This is a genomic window from Streptomyces sp. CA-181903 (assembly GCF_050937075.1).
Lineage (GTDB): Bacteria > Actinomycetota > Actinomycetes > Streptomycetales > Streptomycetaceae > Streptomyces.
Genome location: NZ_JBNJLY010000001.1, coordinates 4571868 through 4595621, shown reverse-complemented (window position 1 = coordinate 4595621; position 23754 = coordinate 4571868). Strand labels below are relative to the sequence as shown.

Here is a 23754-nt window from a genome sequence, read left to right as displayed (position 1 = left end):
GTGGTCAGTGTGGCGGCTGCGCCGCGTTCCCTGCCAGGTGTCCTGGTACCCGGCGCGGGAGGACGGCCGTCCTCCCTGCGCCTTCGGGCCGTCCGGACTTGTCCGGTGTGACGGACTTCTCACGCCCGGTGCCACCCCGTGCCGCCCGATGCCGGAGCGGCTCAGTGCTTGGCGGGCAGGAAGCCCACCTTGTCGTACGCCTGGGCGAGGGTCTCGGCCGCGACGGCGCGTGCCTTCTCGGCGCCCTTGGCCAGGACAGAGTCCAGCGTCTCCGGGTCGTCCAGATATTCCTGTGTACGGGCACGGAACGGTGTCACCCACTCCACCATCACGTCGGCGAGGTCGGTCTTGAGCGCACCGTAGCCCTTGCCCTCGTACTTCTGCTCCAGTTCCGCGATTCCCGTCCCGGTGAGCGTGGAGTAGATCGTGAGCAGGTTGCTGACGCCCGGCTTCTCCTCGGGGTCGAAGCGGATCACCGTGTCGGTGTCGGTGACGGCGCTCTTGATCTTCTTCGCGGAGACCTTGGGCTCGTCGAGCAGGTTGATCAGACCCTTGGCGGTGGACGCCGACTTGCTCATCTTGGCCGTCGGGTCCTGGAGGTCGTAGATCTTCGCCGTCTCGCGGACGATGTGCGCGGCGGGCAGCGTGAACGTGTCGCCGAACCGGCCGTTGAAGCGCTCGGCGAGGTCGCGGGTCAGCTCGATGTGCTGGCGCTGGTCCTCGCCGACCGGGACGGCGTTCGCCTGGTACAGCAGGATGTCGGCGACCTGGAGGACCGGGTACGTGAAGAGGCCGACCGTCGTCCGGTCGGCGCCCTGCTTGGCCGACTTGTCCTTGAACTGGGTCATGCGGGACGCCTCGCCGAAGCCGGTGAGGCAGTTCATCACCCAGCCGAGCTGCGCGTGCTCGGGGACATGGCTCTGGATGAACAGCGTGCAGCGCTCGGGGTCGAGGCCGGCGGCGAGCAGCTGGGCGGCGGCGACGCGGGTGTTGGCGCGCAGCTCCGCGGGGTCCTGCGGGACGGTGATCGCGTGCAGGTCGACGACCATGTAGAACGCGTCGTGCGTCTCCTGCAGGGCCACGTACTGCCGGATGGCACCGAGGTAGTTGCCGAGGTGGAAGGAGCCGGCGGTGGGCTGGATACCGGACAGTGCGCGCGGACGATCAAGGGCCATGCGCACATTCTCTCAGGTACCGGCGCCGACTCGGTCCGGCGGTGGCTGCGTCGGTGTTAGAAAGGCGGACAACCGCATGCCCCGACCCGAACGGAGCACACGTTGAACGCCACCGAACGCAGCATCGCCGCCGCCGAGGCCCACGGCGCGCACAACTACCACCCCCTGCCGGTCGTGGTGGCGACCGCGGAGGGCGCGTGGATGACCGACGTCGAGGGGCGCCGCTACCTCGACATGCTCGCCGGATACTCGGCGCTCAATTTCGGCCACGGCAACCGCCGTCTCCTCGACGCCGCCAAGGCACAGCTCGAACGGGTGACGCTCACGTCCCGGGCGTTCCACCACGACCGGTACGCCGAGTTCTGTACCGAGCTCGCCGCGCTCTGCGGCAAGGACATGGTGCTGCCGATGAACACCGGCGCGGAGGCGATCGAGACCGCCATCAAGACGGCGCGGAAGTGGGGGTACCGGGTCAAGGGCGTGCCGGACGGCCGGGCGAAGATCATCGTGGCCGACAACAACTTCCACGGCCGCACCACCACCATCGTCAGCTTCTCCACCGACCCCGAGGCCCGCGCCGACTACGGCCCCTACACCCCCGGCTTCGAGATCGTGCCCTACGGCGACCTGGCCGCCCTGGAGGCGGCCATCGACGAGGACACCGTGGCGGTGCTCCTGGAACCGATCCAGGGCGAGGCGGGCGTCCTCGTCCCGCCGCCCGGCTACCTGCCCGGGGTACGGCGGCTGACCACCGAGCGGAACGTGCTCTTCATCGCCGACGAGATCCAGTCCGCCCTCGGGCGCACCGGCCACACCTTCGCCTGCGACCACGAGGACGTCGTGCCCGACATGTACGTCCTGGGCAAGGCCCTCGGCGGCGGCGTCGTACCCGTCTCCGCCGTCGCCGCCGACCGCGACGTCCTCGGCGTCTTCCGCCCCGGCGAACACGGCTCCACCTTCGGCGGCAACCCGCTCGCCTGCGCCGTCGCCCTGGAGGTGATCGCCATCCTCAAGACGGGTGAATACCAGGAGCGCGCCACCCGCCTCGGCGAACACCTCCACCACGAGCTCGGACTCCTCGTCGGCACGGGCGCGGTGCAGTCGGTCCGCGGGCGGGGACTCTGGGCCGGCGTCGACATCGCCCCGTCGCTGGGAACGGGCCGGGAGGTGTCCGAGCGGCTCATGGAACGGGGGGTACTGGTGAAGGACACCCACGGGTCGACGATCCGGATCGCGCCGCCGCTGGTGATCTCCAAGGAGGATCTGGACTGGGGACTGGAGCAGTTGCGAGCGGTGCTGGTGGGCTGACGGCGGGGGGTGGTGTGCCCCGGCCCCACCCCTTCGCCGCTTCCTGGGGCCGCGCCCCAGACCCCCCAGACGGGCTGAAATGTGTGCCCGGGCGCGCCACCAGCCCGGCCGGCGTTTGAGGCCACGCGGCGCAGCCGCGTTCAGGGGGCTGACGGGGGCCCGCCCCCGTCAGAAACGGGAGGGGCGGGGCTGGGGAGGATCACGTGCGGCAGGAAGCGCGCGTAGCCGTCCGTGACCAGGCCGGAGGACTCCCGTATGCCGAGCCCCGCCGGCTCGTCCTCGACCACCCACGTGCCCAGCACCACGTGGTTCCCGTCGAACGACGGTAGGGGCGCCAGCTCCTGGTAGCAGCAGGGCTCGTCCCGGAGGGCTGGGGCCGCGTCGCTCGGCGGGTGGATGGAGACCCCCGCGCCCTCGCGCCCGAGCAGCGGCTTCGCGACGTAGCCCGTCGTGCGGGCGAGGTCCCGTGGGCCGTCCAGGTACGCCGGGAGGAGGTTCGGGTGGCCGGGGTACAGCTCCCACAGCACGGCCAGCAGCGCCTTGTTGGACAGCAGCATCTTCCACGCCGGCTCGATCCACAGCGTGGACCCCGTGCCGCCGCCGTTGTCGAGGGTGTCCAGGACGTGGGGGCCAAAGTCGTCGGAGACCAGCCATTCCCAGGGGTAGAGCTTGAAGCAGGCGCGGAGGAAGCCGTAGCGCTCGTCGACGAAGCGGTGGGATATGCGGTCCCAGCCGATGTTCTCCATGGAGATGGCACGGGTCTCCAGGCCGGCCTGGGCGGCGGTCTCGCGGAGGTAGGCGACGGTCATCAGGTCCTCGCCGATCTCGTCGCCGGCGGAGTGGGCGAAGTGGACCGGCGTGCCGGGCGGGAGCAGGGCGGACTGCCGGCGCCAGGCGTCGACGAGGCGTTCGTGCAGGGAGTTCCACTGGTCGGCGTCCGGAACGCCGGCGAAGCGCTCCTCCATCCAGAACCACTGCGGGCTCGCGGCCTCCACCAGGGAGGTGGGGGTGTCGGCGTTGTACTCCAGCAGCTTGGCGGGGCCGGTTCCGTCGTAATGGAGGTCGAAACGGCCGTAGAGGGAAGGGAGTTCATCCCTGCGGTGCCAGGATTCGGTTATCAGGGCGGTCAGCCGGGGTCGGTGATGCCCAGGTCGGTGAAGCGGCCGGTGTCCACGATGTGTGCGGCGGCGGCCAGGCACATGGTGTGCAGCTCGGTGACGGTCTCCTCCAGCGCCTCGATCTCGGGCAGGGTGAAGGAGTAGTAGGCGCTCTCGTCCCAGTACGGGCGGAGCTCGCCGTCGGAGTGGCGGGTCAGCGGGTAGATCAGGCCCTGTTCCTCGACGGTCTCCTGCCAGCCGGGGCGCGGGGTGGTGCGGTGGCGGCGCACGGCGGTCACCCGCCTCCGGAGCCGGAACAGCCGAAGCCGCCGCGGTCGACGGCCTGGCTCTTGCTGAACGTACCGCTGTCGGCGTAGCCGTTGGACTTGCGGTCGGCGCCGTAGTACCAGCGGCCCGAGGACGTGCCGGATCTGCCGGACGCGCCGGACGAGCCCGATGACGAACCCGCCGAGCCCGATGACGTCGTGTTCTTGCACGCCTTCGAGTCCAGCACCCGGTAGCCGCGCGCCATGTCGTAACTGTTCGGATCGACACAGCGTTTGTCCGGTTCGGACCCGCACGAGGTGAGGGCCGCGGCGAGGACGCCCATGCTGCCCAGGACAACCGTGCTGGACCGGAGTCGGCGCCGTGAGGCGTTCTGTCCCATTCTTCTTCCCCCGTCGTACAACCGTGTGTTCGGCTGTCTGTTCCACGATAGACCCGGGCACTGACAACGCCCCGGGCTCCCTCAGTCCGCCGGCGGCAGCGACCTCAGCAGGGCCTCCAGGACGCCGGGGAACGTGTGGTCGGCCGGGGTCCCGTAGGCGACGATCACGCCGTCGGGGCCGCCGGGCGGGAGGGCCGGCGCGGCGGCGTGCCGGTAGCGGCTCAGCCCCTCCAGGGCCAGCCCCTGCCAGTGCGCGGCTTGGAGGGTGGACTGTTCGGTTCCGGGCGGGAGTTCGAGGACGACGTGCAGGCCGGCCGCGATGCCGGTGACCCGGATGTGCGGGGCGTGCTCGGCGAGCGCGGCGACGAGCCGGTCGCGGCGGCGCCGGTAGCGCAGCCGCATCGAGCGGACGTGCCGGTCGTACGCGCCGGAGGTGATGAACTCGGCGAGCGTCAGCTGTTCCAGGGTGCCCGTGCGCCACTCCCCCGTCGTCGCCTTGGCCCGCGCCACCTCGGCGGCCAGGTCCTCCGGCAGCGCCATCCAGGACAGCCGCAGGGCGGGCGACAGCGACTTGCTCGTGGTGCCGCAGTAGACGACGCGGTCCGGGGCCAGCCCCTGGAGGGCGCCGACCTGCCGTCCGTCGTACCGGAACTCGCCGTCGTAGTCGTCCTCCACGACCAGACCGCCGGTGCGCCCGGCCCATTCGACGACGGCGGTCCGGCGGTCGGGGTGGAGGGGGACGCCGGTAGGGAACTGGTGGGCGGGGGTGAGGAGGACCGCGCCGACGTCCCGCCGCCCGTCCAGCACGGTGACGTCGGCGCCCCGGCCGTCGACCGGAAGCGGCACCTGGCGCAGGCCCGCCCGGGTGAACACGTCGTGGTGCTGCCAGAAACCGTACGACTCGACCGCCGCGGCGAGCGTCCCCCGCCGCCGCAGGACGCCCCCGAGGAGGGCGAGGCCCTGCATGAAGCCCCCGCAGATGATGATCCGTTCGGGGTCGGTGCGTACGCCTCGGGCCCGCGCGAGGTAGTCGGCGAGGGCGGTGCGCAGTTCGACGCGGCCGCGTACGTCGCCGTACCCGAACGCCTCGTTGGGTGCGGCGGTGAGCGCGCGGCGGGCCGCCGCGGCCCAGGCGGTGCGCGGGAAGGAGGCGATGTCCGCGGTGCCGGTGCGCAGGTCGTGCAGGGGCGCGCGGGCGGCCGTACGGGCCCCCCGGCGGACGCGGACCGGCCCGCCGCCGTGGACCGGACGGGGGAAGCGGCCCGGCCGGGAGCGGCCGGCCGCACGGCGGGCGACTGGGCCACTCGGGTGCCCGAGCCCTGCCGGGCGGTGAGCCAGCCCTCGGCCACCAGCTCGCCGTACGCCTCGGCGACGGTATTGCGGGCCATGCCGAGGTCGCCCGCGAGGGAGCGGGAGGACGGCAGCCGGGTGCCGGGGGCGAGCCGTCCGGAGCGCACGGCGTCCCGCAGCGCCCTGACCAGCGCGGCACGCACTCCGCCCGGCCCGGAGAGGTCGAGGTGCAGGTCGGCCCCGGAGGCTCTCCCTCGGCGTTCGGAGGCGGCCGAGGTCCCGGAAGGCGTGCCCGAAGCCGCATCGGAAGCCGAATCCGAAGCAAGATCCGAAGCCGAACCCGAAGCCGGATCCGCATCCGGAGCCACGTCCGAAGCCCCCGAAGTGGCCCATGTTTTCTCCATGGAAGTGGACCATACCCGTGGGCTGCCCCGGCCGTAGGGTCGGTGTCATGACGGAGAACACGAAGAACACCGCACCCACCGGCACCCACCAGCACGGCCCGCGGATGGAGTACGCGCAGGCCGCCCCCAACGTCTACAAGGCGATGTACGCCCTGGAGCGGGCCGCAATCGAGGGCTTGGACCACACCCTCGTCGAACTGGTCAAGATCCGTGCCTCGCAGCTCAACCACTGCGCGTTCTGCCTCGACATGCACACCAAGGACGCCCGGAAGGCCGGCGAGTCCGAGGACCGCATCTACCTGCTGAGCGCCTGGCGGGAGGCGACCGGCTACTACACCGAGAAGGAGCAGGCCGCGCTCGCCCTCACCGAGGCCGTCACCGTGATCACCGACGGATTCGTGCCGGACGAGGTCTGGGACGAGGCCGCCGACATCTTCGACGAGAAGGAACTGGCCCAGCTCATCGCCGTGATCGTCGCGATCAACGCGTGGAACCGCTTCGCCGTGACCACCCGCGCCGTGCCCGGCACCTACCAGGCCCGTTGATGACGGCCGCGGCGTTCCGCGCCCTGCACCACGGCCGGCCGGCCGGTGATCCGCTGGTGCTGGCCGGCCCGTGGGACGCGGGCAGCGCCCGCGCCTTCGCCGACGCCGGCTTCGCCGCGCTGGCCACACCCAGCGCGGCGGTGGCCGCCTCGCTGGGCGTGGCGGACGGTGACGTTCCGCCGGCGGAGATGTTCGCGGCCGTCGCCCGCGTCGTACGGGCGGTCGACGTGCCCGTCTCCGCCGACCTGGAGGACGGCTACGGGCTCGCGCCCCGGGAACTGGTCGAACGCCTCCTGGAGACCGGTGCGGTCGGCTGCAACCTGGAGGACACCGACCGGGCCACCGGGCGACTCGTGGACCCGCGCGAGCAGGCCGACCGGCTGGCGGCCGTCCGCGCGGAGGCCGGGAACGCCCTGTTCCTCAACGCCCGGATCGACAGCTATCTGCGCGGCGCCTCCGACGAGGACGCGCGGGAGCGGGCCCGGCTGTACGCGGCCGCGGGCGCGGACTGCGTCTACCCGATCACGGCCCCCGAGGAGGCGCTCGCCGGGATCGCCGCGGCGGCCGGCGTCCCGGTCAACGCCCTTTCCGCGCCGGACGCTTCGGCCGTCCGGCGGCTCGGACCGCTGGGCGCCGGGCGGATCACGTTCGGCAAGGGGATGTACGTGCGCGCGATGGCGGCGGCGGGTGACGTGGCTGCCGGGTTGCGGTTGGCGTGAGGCGTTCCGGCGGGGAGGCGTTCCCGCCGGGGAGGCATTCCCGCCGGGGAGGCGTTGCCGTCGGGGAGGCATTCCCGCCGGGGAGGCGTTCCCCGGTGGAGACGCGTTCCCGCCGGGGAGGCGTACCCGGCAGGGAGGCATTCCCCGGTGGAGACGCGTTCCCGGCGGGGAGGCGTACCCGGCGGGGAGGCGTACCCGGCAGGGAGGCGTACCCGGCAGGGAGACGTTCCTGGCGGAGACGCATTCCCGACGGAGACGCGTTCCCGGTGAGGAGGCGTTCCTCGCCGGGCCTGCCGGCCGGGCCCCAAATCACCGCCCTCCCAAGGCGGTTACCGTGACCTGATGCACCTGATACCCGAAGCCTTCGCCCAGTCCACCACCGGCCGGGAAGGCGACGCCGGGCGCGCCTGGCTCGGCCGGCTGCCCGGCATCGTCGAGGAGCTGCTCGGGCGGTGGCACTGCGTCCGGGACGGGTCCGTCGTCCACGGGCAGGTCGGCGTCGTCGTCCCCGTCCGGCGGGCCGACAGCGCGCCCGCCGTGCTGAAGGTGTCGTTCCCGCACCCCGGGAACGTCCACGAGCCCGACGCCTTCGCCGTCTGGGCCGGACGCGGCGCCGTCCGTCTCCTCGAACGCGACGACGCGCGGTTCGCGATGCTGCTGGAGCGGGCGGGCTCCGACTCGCTCGCCGAACTCCCGGACGCCGAGGAGGCCATGGCCGCCGCCGGCCGGCTCGCCCGGCGCCTGGCCGTCCCCGCGCCGCCCGGCCTGCCGCGGCTGCGCGAGCGGGCCGGGACGTGGGAGGCGGAACTCCGCGCGGCAGCCGCGCGCGGGCCGCTGCCGGACGCCGTGCTCGGGGCGGCGCTCGCCACCGTCCGCGAGCTGGCTCCCGACCAGCCGGACACGCTCCTCCACGGCGATCTGCACGCCGCCAACGTGCTGCGCGGTGAGCGTGAGCCGTGGCTCGCCATCGATCCGAAGGGCTTCGTCGGCGACCCGGCCTACGACGCGTTCACCCTCCTGCGGAGCCGGGCCGTCGACCTGCTCGCCGCCCCGGACCTGGGCGCGGCGCTGCTCCGCCGCCTCGCGGTGTTCGCCGAGGCGGCGGAGCTGGACCGTGGAAGGACGGTCAGGTGGGCGCAGTTGCGCTGTGTCCAGGCCGCGTTGTGGGGGCGCGACCACGGTGACCCGGAGTGGCTCGTGGGGATGTACGACCACGCGGCCGGGCTGCTCACCGCGGGAATCAGCTGAGGTCTACAGCCACTTCTTCCACACCTCCGGGTGTGCCTTGACCCACTTCGCCGCCGCCTTGTCGGCCGGCAGCTTGTCCTCGGCCATCAGCTGGGCGACCTCGTTCTGGTCCTGCTTCGTCCAGTGGAACTTCTTGAGGAAGCGGGCCGCGTCGCCACCCTTGCGGGCGAAGTCGGCGTTGAGGAACTTCTTCAGCGGGGTGGTCGGGTAGGCGCAGTCGACGGAGTCGGGGTCCTTGTCGCCCTTCGCCGCGCAGGCGTCCGAGTACGGCGGAAGCTTGACCTCCACCATCGGCACCTCGTTGAACAGCCACTGCGGCTCGTACCAGTACGTCAGGAACGGCTTGCGGTCCTTGGCGAACTGCTTGATCTGGGTGATCTGCGCCGCCTCGGAGCCGGCGAAGACGACCTGGTAGTCGAGCTTGAGGTTGTCCACCAGCGCCTTGTCGTGGGTGACGTACGACGGCGAGCCGTCGAGGAGCTGGCCCTTGCCGCGGCTCTCCGGGGTGCGGAGCTGCGAGGCGTACTTGTTGAGGTTCCGCCAGTCGGTGACGTCGGGGTGGGCGTCGGCGAAGTACTTGGGGACCCACCAGCCGATGTGGCCGGTGACCCCCAGGTCGCCGCCGTCCGCGACGGTCTTCTTGTCGCTGACGTACCGCTTCTCCTGCTCGGGGTGGCCCCAGTCCTCCATGATGGCGTCCACCCGGCCCTGGCTGAGCGCGTCCCAGGCGGGGACCTCGTCGACCTGGACGGTGTCGACGCGGTAGCCGAGCTCGTGTTCCAGCAGGTACTGGGCGACGGCCGTGTTGGCGCGGGCGCCGACCCAGGACTGCACGGAGAGCGTCACGGACTTCGTACCGGCCGCGTTGGCGTACGGCGAGCCCTGCTTGGTCATGTCGGCCGCGCCGCAGCCGGTCAGCGTAAGGAGGCCGAGGGCCGCCGCCCCCGCGATCCACTTACCGCGCATCGCGCGCTCCCTTCGTCGGCTGGGTGACCCGGTCGAGCATCAGGCCCAGGCAGGCGATCGAGGCGCCGGCGACGAGGCCGGTGGCCAGGTCGCCGCGGGCGAGGCCGAAGACCACCTCGTAGCCGAGGCCGCCGCCGCCCACCAGGGCGCCGATGATGACCACGGACAGCACGAGCACCACGGCCTGGTTGACGGCGAGCAGCAGTTCGTTGCGGGCCAGCGGGAACTGGACCTGGAGCAGCTGCTGCCGGCCGGTGGCGCCCATGGACGTCGACGACTCCATGGCCCGCGGGTCGGCCTGCCGCAGCCCCTCGCCCGCGATGCGGATGACGGCGGGCAGCGCGTAGACGACGGCCGCCGCGGCGGCGGGGGCCCGGCCCACGCCGAACAGCGCGACCACCGGGATGAGGTAGACGAACTGCGGCATGGTCTGGAACACGTCCAGCACCGGCCGCAGCAGCCGTTCGGTCCGCCGGCTGCGGGCCACCGCCACGGCGACGGCGAAGCCGAGGACGAGCGTCACGGCCACGGCGGCGAGCACCTGCGACAGGGTGTCCATGGCGCTGTCCCAGCGGCCGAGCACGCCGATCGCGGAGAGCGACAGGACGGCCGTCAGGGTGGTGCGCCAGGTGCCGATGGACCAGGCCAGGGCGGCGACCAGCAGCACGGCGCCCCACCAGGGCAGCGCCTGGAGGCCGTCGCGCAGCGGGTCGAGGACCCAGCCGGTGTAGTGGGCCGCCCAGTCGGCGGTGCCGCCGATGCCCGGGATGCCCGAGTAGAGGTGGTCGACCATCCAGTCCTTCGCCCGGTTGACGGGCTCGGTGACGGCGACCGTCCAGCCGCGCGGCCAGTCGTGCGAGCGGGTCAGGGCGAAGCCGGCGACCAGCGCCGCGGCGAGCGCCCAGCCGACCGCGGGGTGGCCCCGGCGGACGGGGGTGCCGTCGGAGCCTCCCGAGGTGGTCCGGTCGAGGACGATCGCCAGCAGCACGATCGGGATGCCGGCGGCCAGCGCGGCGCCCACGTCGACGGTGGAGAGCGCCTGGTAGACGCGGTCGCCGAGGCCGTCCGCGCCGATGACGGACGCGATGACGGCCATGGACAGCGCCATCATGATCGTCTGGTTCAGGCCCAGCAGCAGCTGCTTGCGGGCCATCGGCAGGCGTGCCGTGACCAGCCGCTGCCAGCCGGTGGCGCCGAGGGACTCCACGGCCTCCATGACGCCGGCGTCGGTGGAGCGCAGGCCGAGCGCGGTGAGCCGGGCCATCGGCGGCGCCGCGTAGACGACGGTGGCGAGGACCGCGGGGGCCACGCCGATGCCGAAGACGAGGACGACGGGCAGCAGATAGGCGAAGGCGGGCAGCGCCTGCATGGTGTCCAGGACGGGCCGCAGCACCCGGAACGTCCGGTCGGACAGCCCGGCCGCGAGGCCGAGGAGCGCGCCGACGAGGACGGACGCGGCGACGGCGACGGCCATCAGCGCGAGCGTCCGCATCGTCGGCACCCACATGTCCAGCAGGCCGCAGACGGCGAACGACGCCACGGCCGTCACGGCGGCCCGGACGCCCGCGGCGCGCCAGGCCACGAGCGCGGCACCGGCCGTCACACCGGCCCAGCCGAGGGCGAGCAGCACGACGTAGACGAGGTGCACGGCGCCGATGATGACGTTGCTGATGTGGCCGAAGAAGTACAGGAACAGCCAGTGGCTGTCACGGTTGTCCACGATCCAGTCGCCGGCCGAGCGCAGCGGCTCGTCCAGCGAGACGGTCAGCGCGTGCGGCCAGCCGCCGCTCCCCCACACCGCGTGGGCGAAGGGGGCGAGGACCAGCCCGGCCACGGCCAGGGCCAGGACCTTGCGGGCGGCCGGACGGCGGAGGAGCGCCCGGAACCGGGCGGTGTCCGGGGCCGTGGCGAGGGTGGGGGTGGTGCTGGTGGTGCTCATGCGGCCGCTTTCTCCAGGCGTCCGCCGCGCTGTGGACCGTCCAGTCCCGCGACGACGTTCAGGAGGCACTTGAAGTCGACGATCCCCACACAGCGGCCGCCGTCCAGGACGCGGGCCGGCTTGCCGTCGCGGGCGACGACGTCGATGGCCTCGGCCACGGTCGTACCGGCCGTCACGGTGGGGCTGTCCCCGCGCGCCTCGCCGAGGGTGGCGGGGCGCATGGCGCGCCGGACGGTGAGGACCTGCTCACGGGGGACGTCCTGGACGAAGTCGCGGACGTAGTCGTCGGCCGGGGAACCGACGATCTCCTCCGGGGTGCCGCACTGCACGACCCGGCCGCCGCGCATCAGCGCGATCCGGTCGCCGATGCGGAGCGCCTCGGAGAGGTCGTGGGTGATGAAGACCATGGTCCGGCCCTCGTCCCGGTGCAGCCGGACGACCTCCTCCTGCATGTCGCGGCGGATCAGCGGGTCGAGGGCGCTGAACGGCTCGTCGAACAGCAGGACTTCGGGGTCGGCGGCGAGGGCGCGGGCCAGGCCGACGCGCTGCTGCTGGCCGCCGGAGAGCTGGCCGGGGCGGCGGGCCTCCATGCCGGCCAGGCCGACCTTGTCGACCATCTCGGCGGCGCGGGCCCGGCGTTCGGCCTTGGCCATGCCCTGGATCTCCAGGCCGTAGGCGACGTTGTCGAGCACGGTGCGGTGCGGCAGCAGGCCGAAGTGCTGGAAGACCATGGCGGCACGGTGCCGGCGCAGTTCGCGCAGGGCGTTCTTGTCCATGGAGCGGACGTCCTCGCCGTCGATGGCGATGCTGCCGCTGGTGGGCTCGATGAGGCGGGTGAGGCACCGGACGAGCGTGGACTTGCCGGAGCCGGAGAGGCCCATGACGACGAAGACCTCACCCGGCCGGACGTCGAACGACACGTCGCGGACGGCGACCGTGCAGCCGGCCTTCTCGCGCAGTTCCTCGGGGGTGAGGTCGGCCAGGTCGCTGCCCGGGACGCGGTCGGGGCGGTGGCCGAAGACCTTCCACAGGTTGCGGACGGAGAAGACGGGGGCGGCGGTGCCGCCGTGGTCGGGGGCGCGGTCGGCGGCCGTGGCGTGGCCGGGCTCGGGGGCACGGTCGGCGGTGGTGGCGTGGCCGGCGGCAGTGGCGCGGTCGGCGGCAGTGGCCGGGGCGGTGCGGGCGGACTCGCCGCCGGGGTTCGTCGCGGGCTCGGCGGCGGGGTTCCCGGCCGGCTCGGCCGCGGCGTTCGTCCCGGCCGGCTCGGCGGCGCGACGGGCCACCGACTCGGCGGCGCGACGGGCCCCCGACTCGGCGGTGGGCGTCCGCCCGGCCGAAGTGGCTTCGCGGCGGGTGGACTTGGCGGCGGCGGTCCGCGAGGAACCGGCGTCGGGCGTACGGTCGACGGTGTCGGCTCCGCTCACTGGCCGTCACCCCTCTCGGTCGGGCCCGACACAAGCAGTTCCGCGCACTTCTCCCCCACCATCAGCACGCCGATCATCGGGTTGACCGCCGTCATCGTCGGGAAGACCGACGCGTCGGCGATCCGCACGCCCTCCAGGCCGCGGATCCGCAGCTCGGGGTCGACGACGGCCTGGTCGTCGGTCACCGCGCCCATCCGGCAGGTGCCGGCCGGGTGGTAGACGGTGTGCGCGACCTTGCGCGCGTACTCGCTGATCTCCTCGTCGGAGGTGACCTCCGGACCGGGGCACACCTCGCGCTTGAGCCAGCCGGCCAGCGGTTCGGTCTTCGCTATCTCACGGGCGAGGCGGATGCCGTCGACGAGCGTGCGCGCGTCGTAGTCCTCCTCGTCGGTGAAGTACCGGAAGTCCAGGGCCGGCTTGACCTCGGGGTCGGCGCTGGTGAGGTAGAGGCGGCCGCGGCTGCGCGGCTTGGGGATGTTGGGCGTCATCGACACGCCGTGCGCGGGCTTCTCGTAGCCCAGCCGCTCGGGGTTGTCGGTGAACGGGATCTGGTAGAAGTGGAACATCAGGTCCGGCCCGTCGGAGTCCGGGTCGCGGCGGACGAAGAGGCCCGCGTCGGAGTCCATCGCCGAGTTCTCGGGGATCGGCCCGTTCGTCTCCCAGACGATCACCGACTCGGGGTGGTCGAGCAGGTTCTCGCCGACGCCCGGCAGGTCGTGGACCACCGGGATGCCCAGCGCCTCCAGATCCGCCTTGGGACCGACGCCGGAGTGCATCAGCAGCCGGGGGGTGTCGACCGCGCCGGCGCAGAGGATCACCTCGCGGCCGGCCTCGACCAGCAGTTCCCGCCCGTCCTTGGTGCGGGCGCGGACGCCGGTGGCCCGGGTGCCGTCCAGCTCCAGCTTGTGCGCCCAGGTCTCCAGCAGGATGCGGAGGTTGGGACGGTCGCCGGCCTCGATGTGGGGGTGGAGGTAGGCGACGGACGCGGAGGAACGCTTGTTGTTCTCGGGGTGGTACGCGAGGTCGAAGAAGCCGACGCCCTCGTGGAACGGCTCCTTGTTGAAGCCCTCCACGCGCGGCACGTCGGCGGCCTCCTGCGCGGCCTCGACGAAGTCGCGGGCGATGGCGTTCCGGTCCTTCTCGTCGACCGGGACGATGTTGTTCCGCAACCGCTCGAAGTACGGGTCCATGGACGCCCAGTCCCAGCCCTCGGCACCGGCGGCGGCCCACTCGTCCCAGTCGCCGGGCAGCGGCTTGAAGGAGATCAGGGTGTTGTGCGAGGAGCACCCGCCGAGCACACGGGCGCGGCTGTGCCGGATGTGCGAATTGCCGCGCGGCTGCTCGACGGTGGGGTAGTCGTAGTCGAGCTCGCCGCCGAGCAGACCGAGCCAGCGGCGCAGGGTGAGGACGTCGGGGCGGTCGATGTCCGTGGGACCGCCCTCGATGACGACGACGCTCGTGCCGGGGTCCTCGACGAGGCGGGACGCGATGACCGAGCCGGCGGTTCCGCCGCCGACGACGACGTAGTCAGCCGTGATCTTCTCAACTGCGGGGGGCATACGGGAGTGCTCCTCTGGGGTGGAGTTGTCGCGGAAGGTACTGCGCTGGGTCGTGCTGTTGTGCGTGGCTTGAGAGGGGGTGGGGAGTGAAGGACGGGTGGGCCGAACGTCGGGGCAGGCGGCCGGCCGGACGTACCGGGGTGTGACGGGCCGGGCCCGCGCTCCGGTGGTGGTGCGTTCCGTCGCGCGGGGCCGGTGCCCTGCCTTGCGGGCGTCCCGCCTTTCCGGGGTCCTGCCTCGCCGATGTCCTGCCTCGCCGGTGTCCTGCCTCGCCGGTGTCCTGCTTGGCCGGCGTCCGGGTGCGTACGCCGCGGGGTGTGGCGGCGGTACGGTCCCGGACTCCCTTCGGTCACGACGTGCGTGGGGCCGGGTCAGCCGGCGAACCAGCGCACGGGCGTGGGGGCGAGGTTCTGGTAGATGTGCTTGGCCTCCCGGTACTCGGCGAGTCCGGAGGGCCCCAGCTCGCGGCCGGTGCCGGACTTGCCGAAGCCGCCCCACTCCGCCTGCGGCAGGTAGGGGTGGTAGTCGTTGATCCACACCGTGCCGTGCCGCAGCCGGCCGGCGACCCGGCGGGCGCGGCCCGCGTCCCGGGTCCAGACGGCGCCGGCGAGCCCGTACTCGGTGTCGTTGGCGAGCGCGACGGCCTCGTCCTCGGTGCGGAAGGTCTCGACGGTGAGGATGGGGCCGAAGGTCTCCTCGCGGACGACCTTCATGCCGCGCGTGCAGCGGTCGAGGACGGTCGGCTCGTAGAAGTAGCCGGTGGCGGGCCGGACGTCGCTGGGCTCGGGGCGGGCGCCGCCGCAGCGCAGGACCGCGCCCTCGGCGAGCGCGGAGGCGACGTACGCCTCGGTCTTCTCCAACTGCGCGGCGGAGACGAGCGGTCCGCACTCGACACCCGGCTCGGTGCCGCGGCCGAGGCGGATCCGCTCGGCGCGGCGGGCGAGTTCGGCGACGAAGCGCTCGCGGACGGACGCCTCGATGATCAGCCGGGAGCCGGCCGAGCAAACCTGGCCGCTGTGGATGAAGGCGGCGTTGAGCGCCTGGTCGACGGCGGTGTCGAAGCCCTCGTCGGTGGCGCAGGCGTCGGCGAAGACGACGTTGGGGTTCTTGCCGCCGAGTTCGAGCGCGACCTTCTTCACCGTGGGAGCGGCGGCGCGCATCACGCGGGTGCCGCTGGCCAGGCCGCCGGTGAAGGAGACCAGGTCGACGTCGGGGTGCTCGGACAACCGGGCACCGACCGGGTCGCCCGCGCCGGTGACGATGTTGGCGGCGCCGGCGGGCAGTCCTGCCTCGGCGAGGAGACGGACCAGGTGCACGGTCGAGAGCGGCGTGACCTCACTGGGCTTGATCACGAAGGTGTTGCCCGCGGCCAGCGCCGGCGCGATCTTCCAACTGGCCTGGAGCAGCGGGTAGTTCCACGGCGTGATCAGCGCGCAGACGCCGACCGGCTCGTGCACGACCACGCTGTGCACCTCGGGGCTGCCCGCGTCGACGACCCGGCCGCCGCTCTCGTTCACCACGAGGTCGGCGAAGTACCGGAAGGCGTTGGTGACGTCGTCGACGTCGACCCGGCCCTCCTCCAGCGTCTTGCCGGTGTCGCGGCTCTCGATGAGCGCGATCTCTTCGCGGTCCCGCTGGAGCAGGTCCGCGACGCGGCGCAGCAGCGCGGCACGCTCGGCGACGGGGGTTCCCGGCCAGGGGCCCTCGTCGAACGCGGCCCGGGCGGCGGCCACGGCGGCGTCCGTGTCCTCCGTCCCCCTTCGGAGACCACGGCGAGGACCTTGGCGTCGGCAGGGTCGAGCACCTCCCGCTGAGCGCCGGAGGCGGCGGCACGCCACCTCCCGTTCACGTGGATCGTCTCGACTGCCGACATGTTCTTCCTCTGCTTCCGGTCTTCGTGCGGTGCCGCCGACGGCCGGAGCGAGGAGCTCGCCGGAGAGCACAGAGCTCGGCCGTCAACGGGCCGCGCCTAACCGAATGCGGGGCACCCATGCCTCCTTTTACCCATAGAGTGACCTAAGTCACTGGAATCACCTCCGTTTCGTCGGGTGGTCCGGTGGTCCGGTAGGCGGCATCCGCGGGCGGGCGGGCAGGCGAGCGAGCAGGCGGGCGGCCGGTCATCGCCTCCTGGGTCCTCCCGGGCCGGGAGGCGCTGCCCTGGGAACCGGGCAGCGGGGACCGGCCGCCCGGAGGAGGACAGGGCAGCGCCCACGACGGCGCCCCGACGGACGGTCTTCGTCGGCCTGCGCAGCGTCGCCGGCTTCGGCGGCCCGCGCCGCGTCGCCGGTCCGCTCCGGAGCCGCTCGCCCTCACCGGTCCGCGGTCTCGCGTTCGGGCTCGGCCGGGGCCGGGCGTCGTGCGAGGACGGCCGTCACCGCCCAGACGGCCGCGAGCAAGGCCCAGCACGCCCACATCGACGGACCGGCGAGCACGGTCACGGCGATCACGGTGGCCGCGCACAGTACGGCGACCGCCACGGGCGCGCCGGGGCCGGCGAGCTTCGCGTACGAGGCCGCCCCCAGGCCGTAGAGCACGAAGTAGATGCCTCCGGACAGCACGAAGAGGAGTCGGAACGACATGACGCCCGTCGAGCCCAGCAGCGCGATCAGGGTCAGTACGGCACCGGCCGCCAGCACGGACGTCACCGGGTTGCCGTCCCGGTCGCGTATTCGGGCCAGCGGGCCGGGCAGGTAGCCGTCGCGCGCCATGCCGTAGACCAGCCGGGACAGCGCCAGCACGGAGGCGCACACGTTCGCGGCGATGGCGGCGACGACCAGCGCCAGTGTCACCGGCCGGCCGAGATCACCGAGTGAGCGCTCCGCCAGCCGCAGCAGCGGGGCCTCCCCCAGGGCCTTGTCCCCCGGGTCCACCGCGCTGAACAGACCCAGCAGCACCAGCCCGTACAGAGCCACCACGATCACGTAGGAGGCGGCGAAGATGCGCGGGATGGCGTCGGGCCGTTTGTGCTCCTCGAAGGTGAACGCCACCGTCTCCCAGCCGGTGAAGGCGACGTAGACGGCGGTCAGGACGCCGCCCAGCTTCCCGGCCGGCGGCAGCGCGGTGCTCGGTGCCCGCACTCCGTGCGCCCCGAGCGCGACCAGCGCGATACAGGTGACCAGGGCGAACAACCCGAGGACCAGGCCGACCTGGACCTTTCCCGACACACTGGTTCCGAGGCACCCGATCACGGTGGCGACCACCAGGACGGCGACCGGGAACAGCCAGGTCAGGCTCGGCAGACCGGAGAACCGGGCGGCGTAGCGTCCCCCGGTGACGGCGGTCGCCGGGATGCCGGCCACCAGCGCGAGAACGGCCAGCAGGCCGGCGGAACGCCCGGCGGACCGGCCGAACGCCACCTCGGAGTAGTGGGCGACCCCGGCCGCCGACGGGTGGCGGCGCCCCAGCCAGGCATAGCAGTACAGCAGCGGGACGACCGACACGGCGGCGACGGCCCAGGGCAGCCACGCGGACCGGCCCAGCTCCTGGTAGCTGGTCCCGGGCAGGATCATCATGCCGCTGCCCAGGATGGTGGACAGCGCGAGGAAGGTGCCGACGGCACCGCCCAGCGACTTCCGCAACCCGCTCATACGCGTCTTCCTCCGCGCGGCCGGAGCGTGACGGGCGGCAGGGCGCCGCACGTCCTGGAAAGAGCCGGAGGGATCAGGACTCCGGCAAGGAGGAAACGCGTGTGAAAGCGGTATCCCCGTGTGGTATCCCCGTGTGCTGTGACGTACGCGTTCCCCACGTGATCCCCACCATCCCCACGTTGACCCGGTGACACGACCAACTCACGTCAAGTGACCGGTGGTTGATGGCGAGGGCCGTCCGGTGGCCGGGAAGTCGCCCGGGCGATTCAGAAGTCGGGGCGGACGGCCAGCCGGCCGAGGGCGTCCGGGGCCGGGCCCGGGGCGAACTCCCAGCCGGGGAGCCCGCCCCAGGCTATGGACGTCCTCAGGTACTCGACCAGCGTGATGCCCTTGCGGCCGCTCACTCCGTACACCTCGGGGTCGGCGCGGGGGTCGGGGAGGACGACGTCGTGCGTGCCGCCGCTGATGTTGGCCTTGTGGTACTCGTCGGGCGCGAGGGAGAAGAGGAACTCGCCTTCTTCCTCCTCGTCTTCCGCGTACGCGTCCCACTCGTACCGCAGGTGCTCGACGCCCGCGACGTCCAGGGGATCGGGGTAACCGTCGCCGGGCGGGCCCGTCCGGGGCAGGGGGCCCTCGTGGTAGTGCAGCCCGAGCGCCGGGCAGTCGCCGAGGAACGACACGTCGCCCACGGTCAGGAAGCTCGCCTTGAGCGCGGCGGGCAGGACGCCGACGGTCTCCTCCATCGCGCGCACGAGGTCCGGCGTGCCCGCCGTGGGCGGCCGATGCGGCGCTACGCCCTCCGCGGCCGGGACGAATCCCAGCTCGGGCAGCGCCTCCGCGAGCCGGACCACGTGCCGCGCCACCCGTTCCATGGTGGCCGCGGCCACCGCCTCCACATCCTCCCGGAGCGCCCCGGGCACCGGCCCCAGCGCGCGCAGCTCGTTCCAGACCTGCTCGTGCTCACCCTGCCGCGCGTAGCGCGTGAAGAACGACGTCATGGCAGCACGTTAAGGCCACCCACTGACATCGCCGGGGCGACGTCGCGGCGAGACCGTGGCGACGCCGTGGCGAGCGGATCCGGATGGTCATCTTCCGTCCGCACCCGCGAACATGGCCGCGTGAACAGCACGAAGAGACCCTCCGGCCGTACCGCCCTTCTGCCCCTGGGCGCGGCCTTGCTGACGCTCACTCTGACCGCCTGCGGGGGCGGGGAGACCGGTCAGGGCAAGGGCCGGCACGAAACCGGAGGCGGAGACCACGACCGGCGGCGTCCCGCCGGGCTCGGCACGGTCCACGAGGACCGGATGCCGCCGTACGACCCGGCGCGGCCGAACCCGCGCGACCGCACGGAGGGCACGCTCACCGTCCGGCCCGGGGAACGCTTCACGATCGCGATGCGGGAGAGCGCGTCCGCGCGTCTGCACTGGGAACTGTCCGCCCCCGGCCCCGACCGTGGCATCACCCGCCCCACCGGCACCAGCAGCTACCAGACGGCGCAGGAGAGGGAACTGATCGGTTCCAGCCACACCCTGTACTTCACGTTCGAGGCCGCCGGCACCGGCACCACACGCATCGTCCTCACCAACCGCTGTGGCTCCGATCGCAAGGCGGGCTGCTACTCGCCGGACCTCGCCCGGTCGGTCACGTACCCCGTGACCGTGCGCTGAGCCCGGACCGGGCTTCGGCGTCACCGAGGGGCATGGTGGGATACCCCTGTGAGCCGCGCCACCGAAGAGACCAACCGCCGCATGCTCCGCGCCCGGGACGCCATGGACCGCGCCTACGCGCAGCCGCTGGACGTTCCGGCACTGGCCCGGATCGCCCACGTGTCGGAGGCCCATTTCATCCGCGTCTTCCGGGCCACGTTCGGCGAGACGCCCCACCGCTACCTGCAACGCCGGCGCGTCGAACGCGCCATGTCCCTGCTGCGCGACACCGACCGCAGCGTGACCGACATCTGCTTCGAGGTCGGCTTCGGCAGCCCGGGCACCTTCAGCCGCACCTTCCGCGACATCGTCGGCCGCTCGCCGCGCGCGTACCGCAAGGAGGCGACGGCCGCGAGGGTGCCGACGTGCTTCGCGATGGCCTGGACGCGGCCGAGCGCGCGGCCGAGCGCCTGAGTGCGAGAGCGCATGGGCGTCCTACCCTCAGTCCCGGCCCTCAGCGTCCGACGCCCGGCGTCCGGCACCCGATCCGGCGGAACAGAGCAGTTTCGGATAAGTTTCCGCCGCGTCCGCTCACTAACGTAAGACGCATGTTCACCGCCATCACGCACTCGCAGATATTCGTCCTCGACCAGGACGAGGCCCTCGACTTCTACGTCGGCAAGCTCGGCCTGGAGGTCGGCGCCGACGTCGACATGGGCTTCATGCGCTGGCTCACCGTCCACGTCCCCGGCCACCCCGACCGCCAGATCCTGCTGGAGAAGCCGGGCGCCCCGGCCATGTCCGAGGAGACCGCCGCCCAGGTCCGCGACCTGGTCACCAAGGGCGCGATGGCCGGCTGGCTCATCCTCACCACCGACGACTGCCGCAAGACGTACGAGACGCTGCTCGCCCAGGGCGTCGAGTTCACCGAAGAGCCCACCGAGCGCCCGTACGGCACGGACTGCGGCCTTCGCGACCCCTTCGGAAACCGCATCCGTTTCACTCAGCCGAAGAACTGACGCGTCACACGCCGAGCGCGGCGTTCCAGACCGGGCTGTCCACGTAGTGGTTGTCGAACCGCTCCGAGGACTCCCTGATCTCGTCGACACCGGCTTCGCCGCGCATGACCCGTCCCAGCAGCCGCAGGTAGTCGAAACGCGCCATGCCGGGCGTGAAGGCGAACAGGACGTCGGCCGTGCGGCCCGGGGCGGCGGCGAAGGCATGCGGCATGTTCGGCGGGACGAGGAGGAAGTCCCCGCTGTTCAGAACCTTGATCTCCTGGTCCACCAGCACGCGGAGCGAGCCGTCGACGACGAAGAACATCTCGGCGGCACGCGTGTGGAAGTGCGCCGGCGCCCCGACGGCCCCCTCGGCGAAGGTCGAGCGGTAGCTGGTCAGCAGACCGCCGGTGGTGTCGGAGTCCGCCAGCAGCGTCATCACGCTGCTCGGGTCGCTCGCGGTCTCGGCCTCGGCGGCCCGGGTGAGGACGGCGGCGAAGCCGGCGCTGGTGCTGGTGCTGGTGCTGGTGCTGGTGCTGGCCATGGTGGCGTTCCCCCTGATCGTGCGGCGCGTTCCCGCCGCTCGTCGATCAGACTAGGGGCAGACCGCCCCAAGGGATTGGTCCACTTCCGCCAGGGAAACATGGGCCACTTCGCAGGGCCTGGCCCAGGTTGTGTGACGTCTGCACGAGGCGTCAGGCCAGCTACACCGGCGGCAGTTGCCGCGCCCACGGGGTTCGCTTGGGCGCCGAGCCGCGTCCACCGCGGCCATGGCGGACGCCCGTCTGGGGTGGGCGCCATCCGCTTCCACGGAGATGCACCGGCCTGCCCCTCCTGGCGGGTGGCGCGAGCTCTTCGGTGATCCTGTTTCAGGATCAGGCCCGTCGCGTCACAGATCCATGCTCACCTCACCCAAGGCATTCCAGCGCTTTCTCGTCTTCTCCCGGCCGTTCTCGTCGAGGGCGACCAACTCCGACAGCCGACCGTTGGCATGCCAGTACCGCCACTCACCTACCGCGGCCCCCATGATGGTCACGCCCTCGACCCGCTTGGTCCCGTCCGGCCACCACTCCTGCTGCCGCCCGTGCTCGATGCCCTGGAAGTAGGTGCCGAGCGACAAGATGTGCCCGTTGTCCGCCAGTTCCTCGACTTCACCGGTGAAGAGTTGCCCTTCGTAGCAGGTGCGCCCGTACTCATCCAAGTAGGTCTGATCGCCTTTGATGCGTACCGCCCGCACGGAGGTCGGCGTCGCCTTGAGCGGCTTCACCGGCAGCTCGGCACCACCGCGAGCCTCGGAGCCGCTGGGCCCTGGCTCATGCTCGGCGGCGGGCTGCCGGCGGGGTCCGAACTTGCGCGTGAGCTCTGCGCGCCAACGCGCGGCGTTGCTGCCGTCCAGTTGTCCGGCGAAGGCGGCACGGGCGGCGTCGACGAGCTCGGGAGGGGCCCCCGGGCCATACTTGACGATCTCCCACAGGGCGTCATCCGTTTCCATGTCGAGGCCGGTGTGGTTCCGCAGACCCTGTCCGCTCAGCACCTCTTTCAGCACGGTGGCGAAAACCCTCGTCAACTGATCGTCGGTCGGCCGATCACGGCGCATGGATCCACCTCTCCCTGGAGCGAACGAACCGCCCTATTGCTGTACGACGCCCGGCATGATCCGGCGGGTTCCCGCCACCGGACAACCGCAGCGCAGCGGATACACCCGGCTCGCCGCAGAGAAGCAGCGCCGTCGTCACCCAGCCGTCGCCGGGCAGTTGCTCCAGCTCATCCATGCCGTCGTAACGCCCCCTCCCGGCATGGGACACGGTGAGCGCTACCGGGCACGCAGCCCGATGCCCGAGGCGAGTTCCCGCCGCCCCGCCGTGTGGGGGTGCCGGTGGACCAGATCCACAGCAACGCGGCGGATCGCCGGCCGATCCCGGACCTCGGCCGGGGAAGCACGCAGGGCCTCCAGGAGAGCGTCGGCGGTCTGTTGGGGTTTGCCCCACTGCCACCAGGCGCGGGCGAGGTCGGTGTGCATGCGGGCCTTCCGTTCGGCCGTCGGGAACTGGCCGGGGCGCAGCTCGCGGCCGACGTGGAGGGCCGCGCCGGCGTCGCCGAGTGCCCAGTGGACGCCGACTTCGTAGAGGGTGACGGCCGCCGGGCTGATGGAGAACGCGGCTACCGCCGGCGGCGCGTCCGGCAGCCGGCGGGCCGCCCGCGAGGCTTCGGCGATCAGGGCAAGGGCCTGGTCGCGGTGGCCGGCCCGGGCGGCGGTGTACGAGGTGGTGCACAGCATCTGCGCGTACGCCATGGCCTGCGCCTGGGTGGCCAGGCCGGTCCGTTCGACGGCGACCAGGGCGCTGTCGACAAGGCGCTGGGCGGCCTCCGGCCGGCCCTGGTGCCGCAGGACGATGCTCAGCTCGCGCGACGCGGCGGCGGTGGCGATGGGGTCGCCGGAGAGGTCCGCGTATGTGATGGCCCGGTCGGCGGTGATTCGGGAACGCTCGTACTGGCCGATCTTCGTCAGGACGCGCGAGGCCAGGGCGTAGCAGGATGAAAGGGTCGCGTACGTGGCGTCCGTGCGGGTGGCGGTGGCGGCGCCGGCGTCAGTCAGGAGCGTGGGCAGCGCGTCGAGGAGCCGGGCGTGGCGGCCGGCGTCGAACAACGCGTGCGCGGGCCAGGCGCGGGGCGACGGCGATCGCAGGGCTGTGCGGCTCGGGAGGAGCGGCAAGCGCCTCGTCGATACCGGCCAGGCGCGGGAGAGGGACGGCGGCTCCGGCTGCGGCGAGAAGTGAGCGGCGGCGCAACGGGTCCTCCTCGACGGGACACTGACCGGACGGCGCCACTGTAGTAGGCGCCCCCGGTCCGAGGCCGACGGCTGCGGCCAGAACATCTGTCGGTAACCCCACCTCGCGGGCGGCGCGCCGCAGTAGCCCGATGTCGGGCGTGCCGCTGCGCTCCAGGCGGGAGACCGTCGAGGCCGAACAGCCCACTCGGCGCCCGAGATCGGCCTGGCGCCACCCGAGGTGGATCCGCCCGAGCCGGATGAGCGCCCCAGCCTGACGGCGGGCGACCAGGGTGACAGCTTCCGGGGTTCTCCACAGCGCATCGGTGCTCACCACACCTCCAGCGGGCACAGGACCGGCGCGCTTACCGTACGCGCGGGCCCGGCGGCCGTCGAGAGCGCGTGCAGCATCTGC

The 23754-nt window shown here is 72.6% G+C and carries 17 protein-coding genes and 5 pseudogenes; 7 read left to right on the top strand and 15 right to left on the bottom strand.

Translation table 11 applies throughout. The features are described from left to right. Positions 1-161: 161 nt before the first annotated feature. Positions 162-1175, bottom strand: coding sequence for a tryptophan--tRNA ligase (trpS, locus tag ACQEVS_RS20650; RefSeq protein ID WP_433022453.1), 1014 nt, complete (start codon positions 1173-1175; stop codon positions 162-164). Positions 1176-1277: 102 nt separating this feature from the next. On the opposite strand from trpS, the gene rocD reads away from it, so the two are divergent. Further along, positions 1278-2483: an ornithine--oxo-acid transaminase gene (gene rocD, locus ACQEVS_RS20645; protein WP_433022450.1), complete on the top strand. Its 1206-nt coding sequence runs from the start codon at positions 1278-1280 to the stop codon at positions 2481-2483. 140 nt (positions 2484-2623) lie between these two features. On the opposite strand, the pseudogene ACQEVS_RS20640 reads toward rocD, so the two are convergent. The 3 genes and pseudogenes from ACQEVS_RS20640 to ACQEVS_RS20630 all read right to left on the bottom strand — a co-directional run bounded on the left by ACQEVS_RS20640 (position 2624) and on the right by ACQEVS_RS20630 (position 5770). Next, positions 2624-3870: pseudogene (locus ACQEVS_RS20640) on the bottom strand (glutathionylspermidine synthase family protein). 5 nt (positions 3871-3875) lie between these two features. After that, positions 3876-4247: a hypothetical protein gene (locus ACQEVS_RS20635; RefSeq protein WP_433022448.1), complete on the bottom strand. Its 372-nt coding sequence runs from the start codon at positions 4245-4247 to the stop codon at positions 3876-3878. 81 nt (positions 4248-4328) lie between these two features. Beyond that, positions 4329-5770 (bottom strand): annotated as a pseudogene (locus ACQEVS_RS20630) (PLP-dependent aminotransferase family protein). Positions 5771-5988: 218 nt separating this feature from the next. On the opposite strand from ACQEVS_RS20630, the gene ACQEVS_RS20625 reads away from it, so the two are divergent. The 3 genes from ACQEVS_RS20625 (at position 5989) to ACQEVS_RS20615 (ending at position 8453) form a co-directional block, all read left to right on the top strand. Then, positions 5989-6486: a carboxymuconolactone decarboxylase family protein gene (locus ACQEVS_RS20625; protein ID WP_433022446.1), complete on the top strand. Its 498-nt coding sequence runs from the start codon at positions 5989-5991 to the stop codon at positions 6484-6486. Further along, on the top strand, positions 6486-7205 hold the full coding sequence (locus tag ACQEVS_RS20620) for an isocitrate lyase/PEP mutase family protein (protein WP_433022444.1): 720 nt from the start codon (positions 6486-6488) through the stop codon (positions 7203-7205). Before ACQEVS_RS20625 ends, ACQEVS_RS20620 begins: the two co-directional genes overlap by 1 nt. Positions 7206-7547: 342 nt before the next feature. Then, entirely contained in the window at positions 7548-8453 is a 906-nt protein-coding gene (locus ACQEVS_RS20615; protein ID WP_433022442.1) for an aminoglycoside phosphotransferase family protein, read from the top strand. A 3-nt stretch (positions 8454-8456) separates the two neighbouring features. Here the strand turns inward: ACQEVS_RS20615 and ACQEVS_RS20610 are convergent, their stop codons facing one another. From ACQEVS_RS20610 to ACQEVS_RS20580, 7 genes and pseudogenes are all read right to left on the bottom strand, one after another. Next, entirely contained in the window at positions 8457-9419 is a 963-nt protein-coding gene (locus ACQEVS_RS20610; RefSeq protein ID WP_433022440.1) for an ABC transporter substrate-binding protein, read from the bottom strand. Then, on the bottom strand, positions 9409-11358 hold the full coding sequence (locus ACQEVS_RS20605; protein WP_433022438.1) for an ABC transporter permease: 1950 nt from the start codon (positions 11356-11358) through the stop codon (positions 9409-9411). Before ACQEVS_RS20605 ends, ACQEVS_RS20610 begins: the two co-directional genes overlap by 11 nt. Beyond that, positions 11355-12455, bottom strand: a pseudogene (locus tag ACQEVS_RS20600) (quaternary amine ABC transporter ATP-binding protein); the annotation flags it as partial. The gene ACQEVS_RS20605 and the pseudogene ACQEVS_RS20600, both read right to left, overlap by 4 nt. A gap of 323 nt (positions 12456-12778) precedes the next feature. Then, on the bottom strand, positions 12779-14341 hold the full coding sequence (locus ACQEVS_RS20595) for a GMC family oxidoreductase (RefSeq protein WP_433022436.1): 1563 nt from the start codon (positions 14339-14341) through the stop codon (positions 12779-12781). 371 nt (positions 14342-14712) lie between these two features. Beyond that, a pseudogene (locus tag ACQEVS_RS20590) lies at positions 14713-16214 on the bottom strand (aldehyde dehydrogenase family protein). A 436-nt stretch (positions 16215-16650) separates the two neighbouring features. Further along, positions 16651-17928 (bottom strand): APC family permease, encoded by a 1278-nt coding sequence (locus tag ACQEVS_RS20585; protein ID WP_433022434.1) that lies wholly within the window; start codon positions 17926-17928, stop codon positions 16651-16653. A gap of 266 nt (positions 17929-18194) precedes the next feature. Continuing rightward, positions 18195-18926 (bottom strand): hypothetical protein, encoded by a 732-nt coding sequence (locus ACQEVS_RS20580; RefSeq protein ID WP_433022432.1) that lies wholly within the window; start codon positions 18924-18926, stop codon positions 18195-18197. Positions 18927-19046: 120 nt separating this feature from the next. On the opposite strand from ACQEVS_RS20580, the gene ACQEVS_RS20575 reads away from it, so the two are divergent. From ACQEVS_RS20575 to ACQEVS_RS20565, 3 genes are all read left to right on the top strand, one after another. After that, positions 19047-19595 carry a protease inhibitor I42 family protein gene (locus ACQEVS_RS20575; RefSeq protein ID WP_433022430.1) on the top strand — a complete coding sequence of 183 codons (549 nt, stop codon included), beginning with the start codon at positions 19047-19049 and terminating at the stop codon, positions 19593-19595. Positions 19596-19643: 48 nt separating this feature from the next. Then, positions 19644-20048 (top strand): helix-turn-helix domain-containing protein, encoded by a 405-nt coding sequence (locus ACQEVS_RS20570; protein ID WP_433022428.1) that lies wholly within the window; start codon positions 19644-19646, stop codon positions 20046-20048. Between the two features lie 134 nt (positions 20049-20182). Next, on the top strand, positions 20183-20593 hold the full coding sequence (locus ACQEVS_RS20565; protein ID WP_433022426.1) for a VOC family protein: 411 nt from the start codon (positions 20183-20185) through the stop codon (positions 20591-20593). Between the two features lie 4 nt (positions 20594-20597). Here ACQEVS_RS20565 and ACQEVS_RS20560 read toward each other — a convergent pair whose 3' ends face one another. The 4 genes and pseudogenes from ACQEVS_RS20560 to ACQEVS_RS20545 all read right to left on the bottom strand — a co-directional run. Then, on the bottom strand, positions 20598-21116 hold the full coding sequence (locus tag ACQEVS_RS20560; RefSeq protein WP_433022424.1) for a cupin domain-containing protein: 519 nt from the start codon (positions 21114-21116) through the stop codon (positions 20598-20600). A 345-nt stretch (positions 21117-21461) separates the two neighbouring features. After that, the gene (locus ACQEVS_RS20555; protein ID WP_433022422.1) at positions 21462-22169 is read right to left on the bottom strand and encodes a toxin-antitoxin system YwqK family antitoxin; all 708 of its coding nucleotides are present in this window, start codon (positions 22167-22169) and stop codon (positions 21462-21464) included. A 216-nt stretch (positions 22170-22385) separates the two neighbouring features. Further along, complete coding sequence (locus ACQEVS_RS20550) at positions 22386-23285, bottom strand: transcriptional regulator (RefSeq protein ID WP_433028184.1); 900 nt, start codon at positions 23283-23285, stop codon at positions 22386-22388. 208 nt (positions 23286-23493) lie between these two features. Continuing rightward, positions 23494-23673, bottom strand: a pseudogene (locus tag ACQEVS_RS20545) (helix-turn-helix domain-containing protein); the annotation flags it as partial. Positions 23674-23754: the final 81 nt, after the last annotated feature.

What these genes read in the sequence shown, in the direction of transcription:
- trpS (WP_433022453.1), bottom strand. Translation starts at nt 1,175, where the DNA reads ATGGCCCTTGATCGTCCGCGCGCACTGTCCGGTATCCAGCCCACCGCC.
- ACQEVS_RS20635 (WP_433022448.1), bottom strand. Translation starts at nt 4,247, where the DNA reads ATGGGACAGAACGCCTCACGGCGCCGACTCCGGTCCAGCACGGTTGTC.
- ACQEVS_RS20625 (WP_433022446.1), top strand. Translation starts at nt 5,989, where the DNA reads ATGACGGAGAACACGAAGAACACCGCACCCACCGGCACCCACCAGCAC.
- ACQEVS_RS20620 (WP_433022444.1), top strand. Translation starts at nt 6,486, where the DNA reads ATGACGGCCGCGGCGTTCCGCGCCCTGCACCACGGCCGGCCGGCCGGT.
- ACQEVS_RS20615 (WP_433022442.1), top strand. Translation starts at nt 7,548, where the DNA reads ATGCACCTGATACCCGAAGCCTTCGCCCAGTCCACCACCGGCCGGGAA.
- ACQEVS_RS20610 (WP_433022440.1), bottom strand. Translation starts at nt 9,419, where the DNA reads ATGCGCGGTAAGTGGATCGCGGGGGCGGCGGCCCTCGGCCTCCTTACG.
- ACQEVS_RS20605 (WP_433022438.1), bottom strand. Translation starts at nt 11,358, where the DNA reads ATGAGCACCACCAGCACCACCCCCACCCTCGCCACGGCCCCGGACACC.
- ACQEVS_RS20595 (WP_433022436.1), bottom strand. Translation starts at nt 14,341, where the DNA reads ATGCCCCCCGCAGTTGAGAAGATCACGGCTGACTACGTCGTCGTCGGC.
- ACQEVS_RS20585 (WP_433022434.1), bottom strand. Translation starts at nt 17,928, where the DNA reads ATGAGCGGGTTGCGGAAGTCGCTGGGCGGTGCCGTCGGCACCTTCCTC.
- ACQEVS_RS20580 (WP_433022432.1), bottom strand. Translation starts at nt 18,926, where the DNA reads ATGACGTCGTTCTTCACGCGCTACGCGCGGCAGGGTGAGCACGAGCAG.
- ACQEVS_RS20565 (WP_433022426.1), top strand. Translation starts at nt 20,183, where the DNA reads ATGTTCACCGCCATCACGCACTCGCAGATATTCGTCCTCGACCAGGAC.
- ACQEVS_RS20560 (WP_433022424.1), bottom strand. Translation starts at nt 21,116, where the DNA reads ATGGCCAGCACCAGCACCAGCACCAGCACCAGCACCAGCGCCGGCTTC.
- ACQEVS_RS20555 (WP_433022422.1), bottom strand. Translation starts at nt 22,169, where the DNA reads ATGCGCCGTGATCGGCCGACCGACGATCAGTTGACGAGGGTTTTCGCC.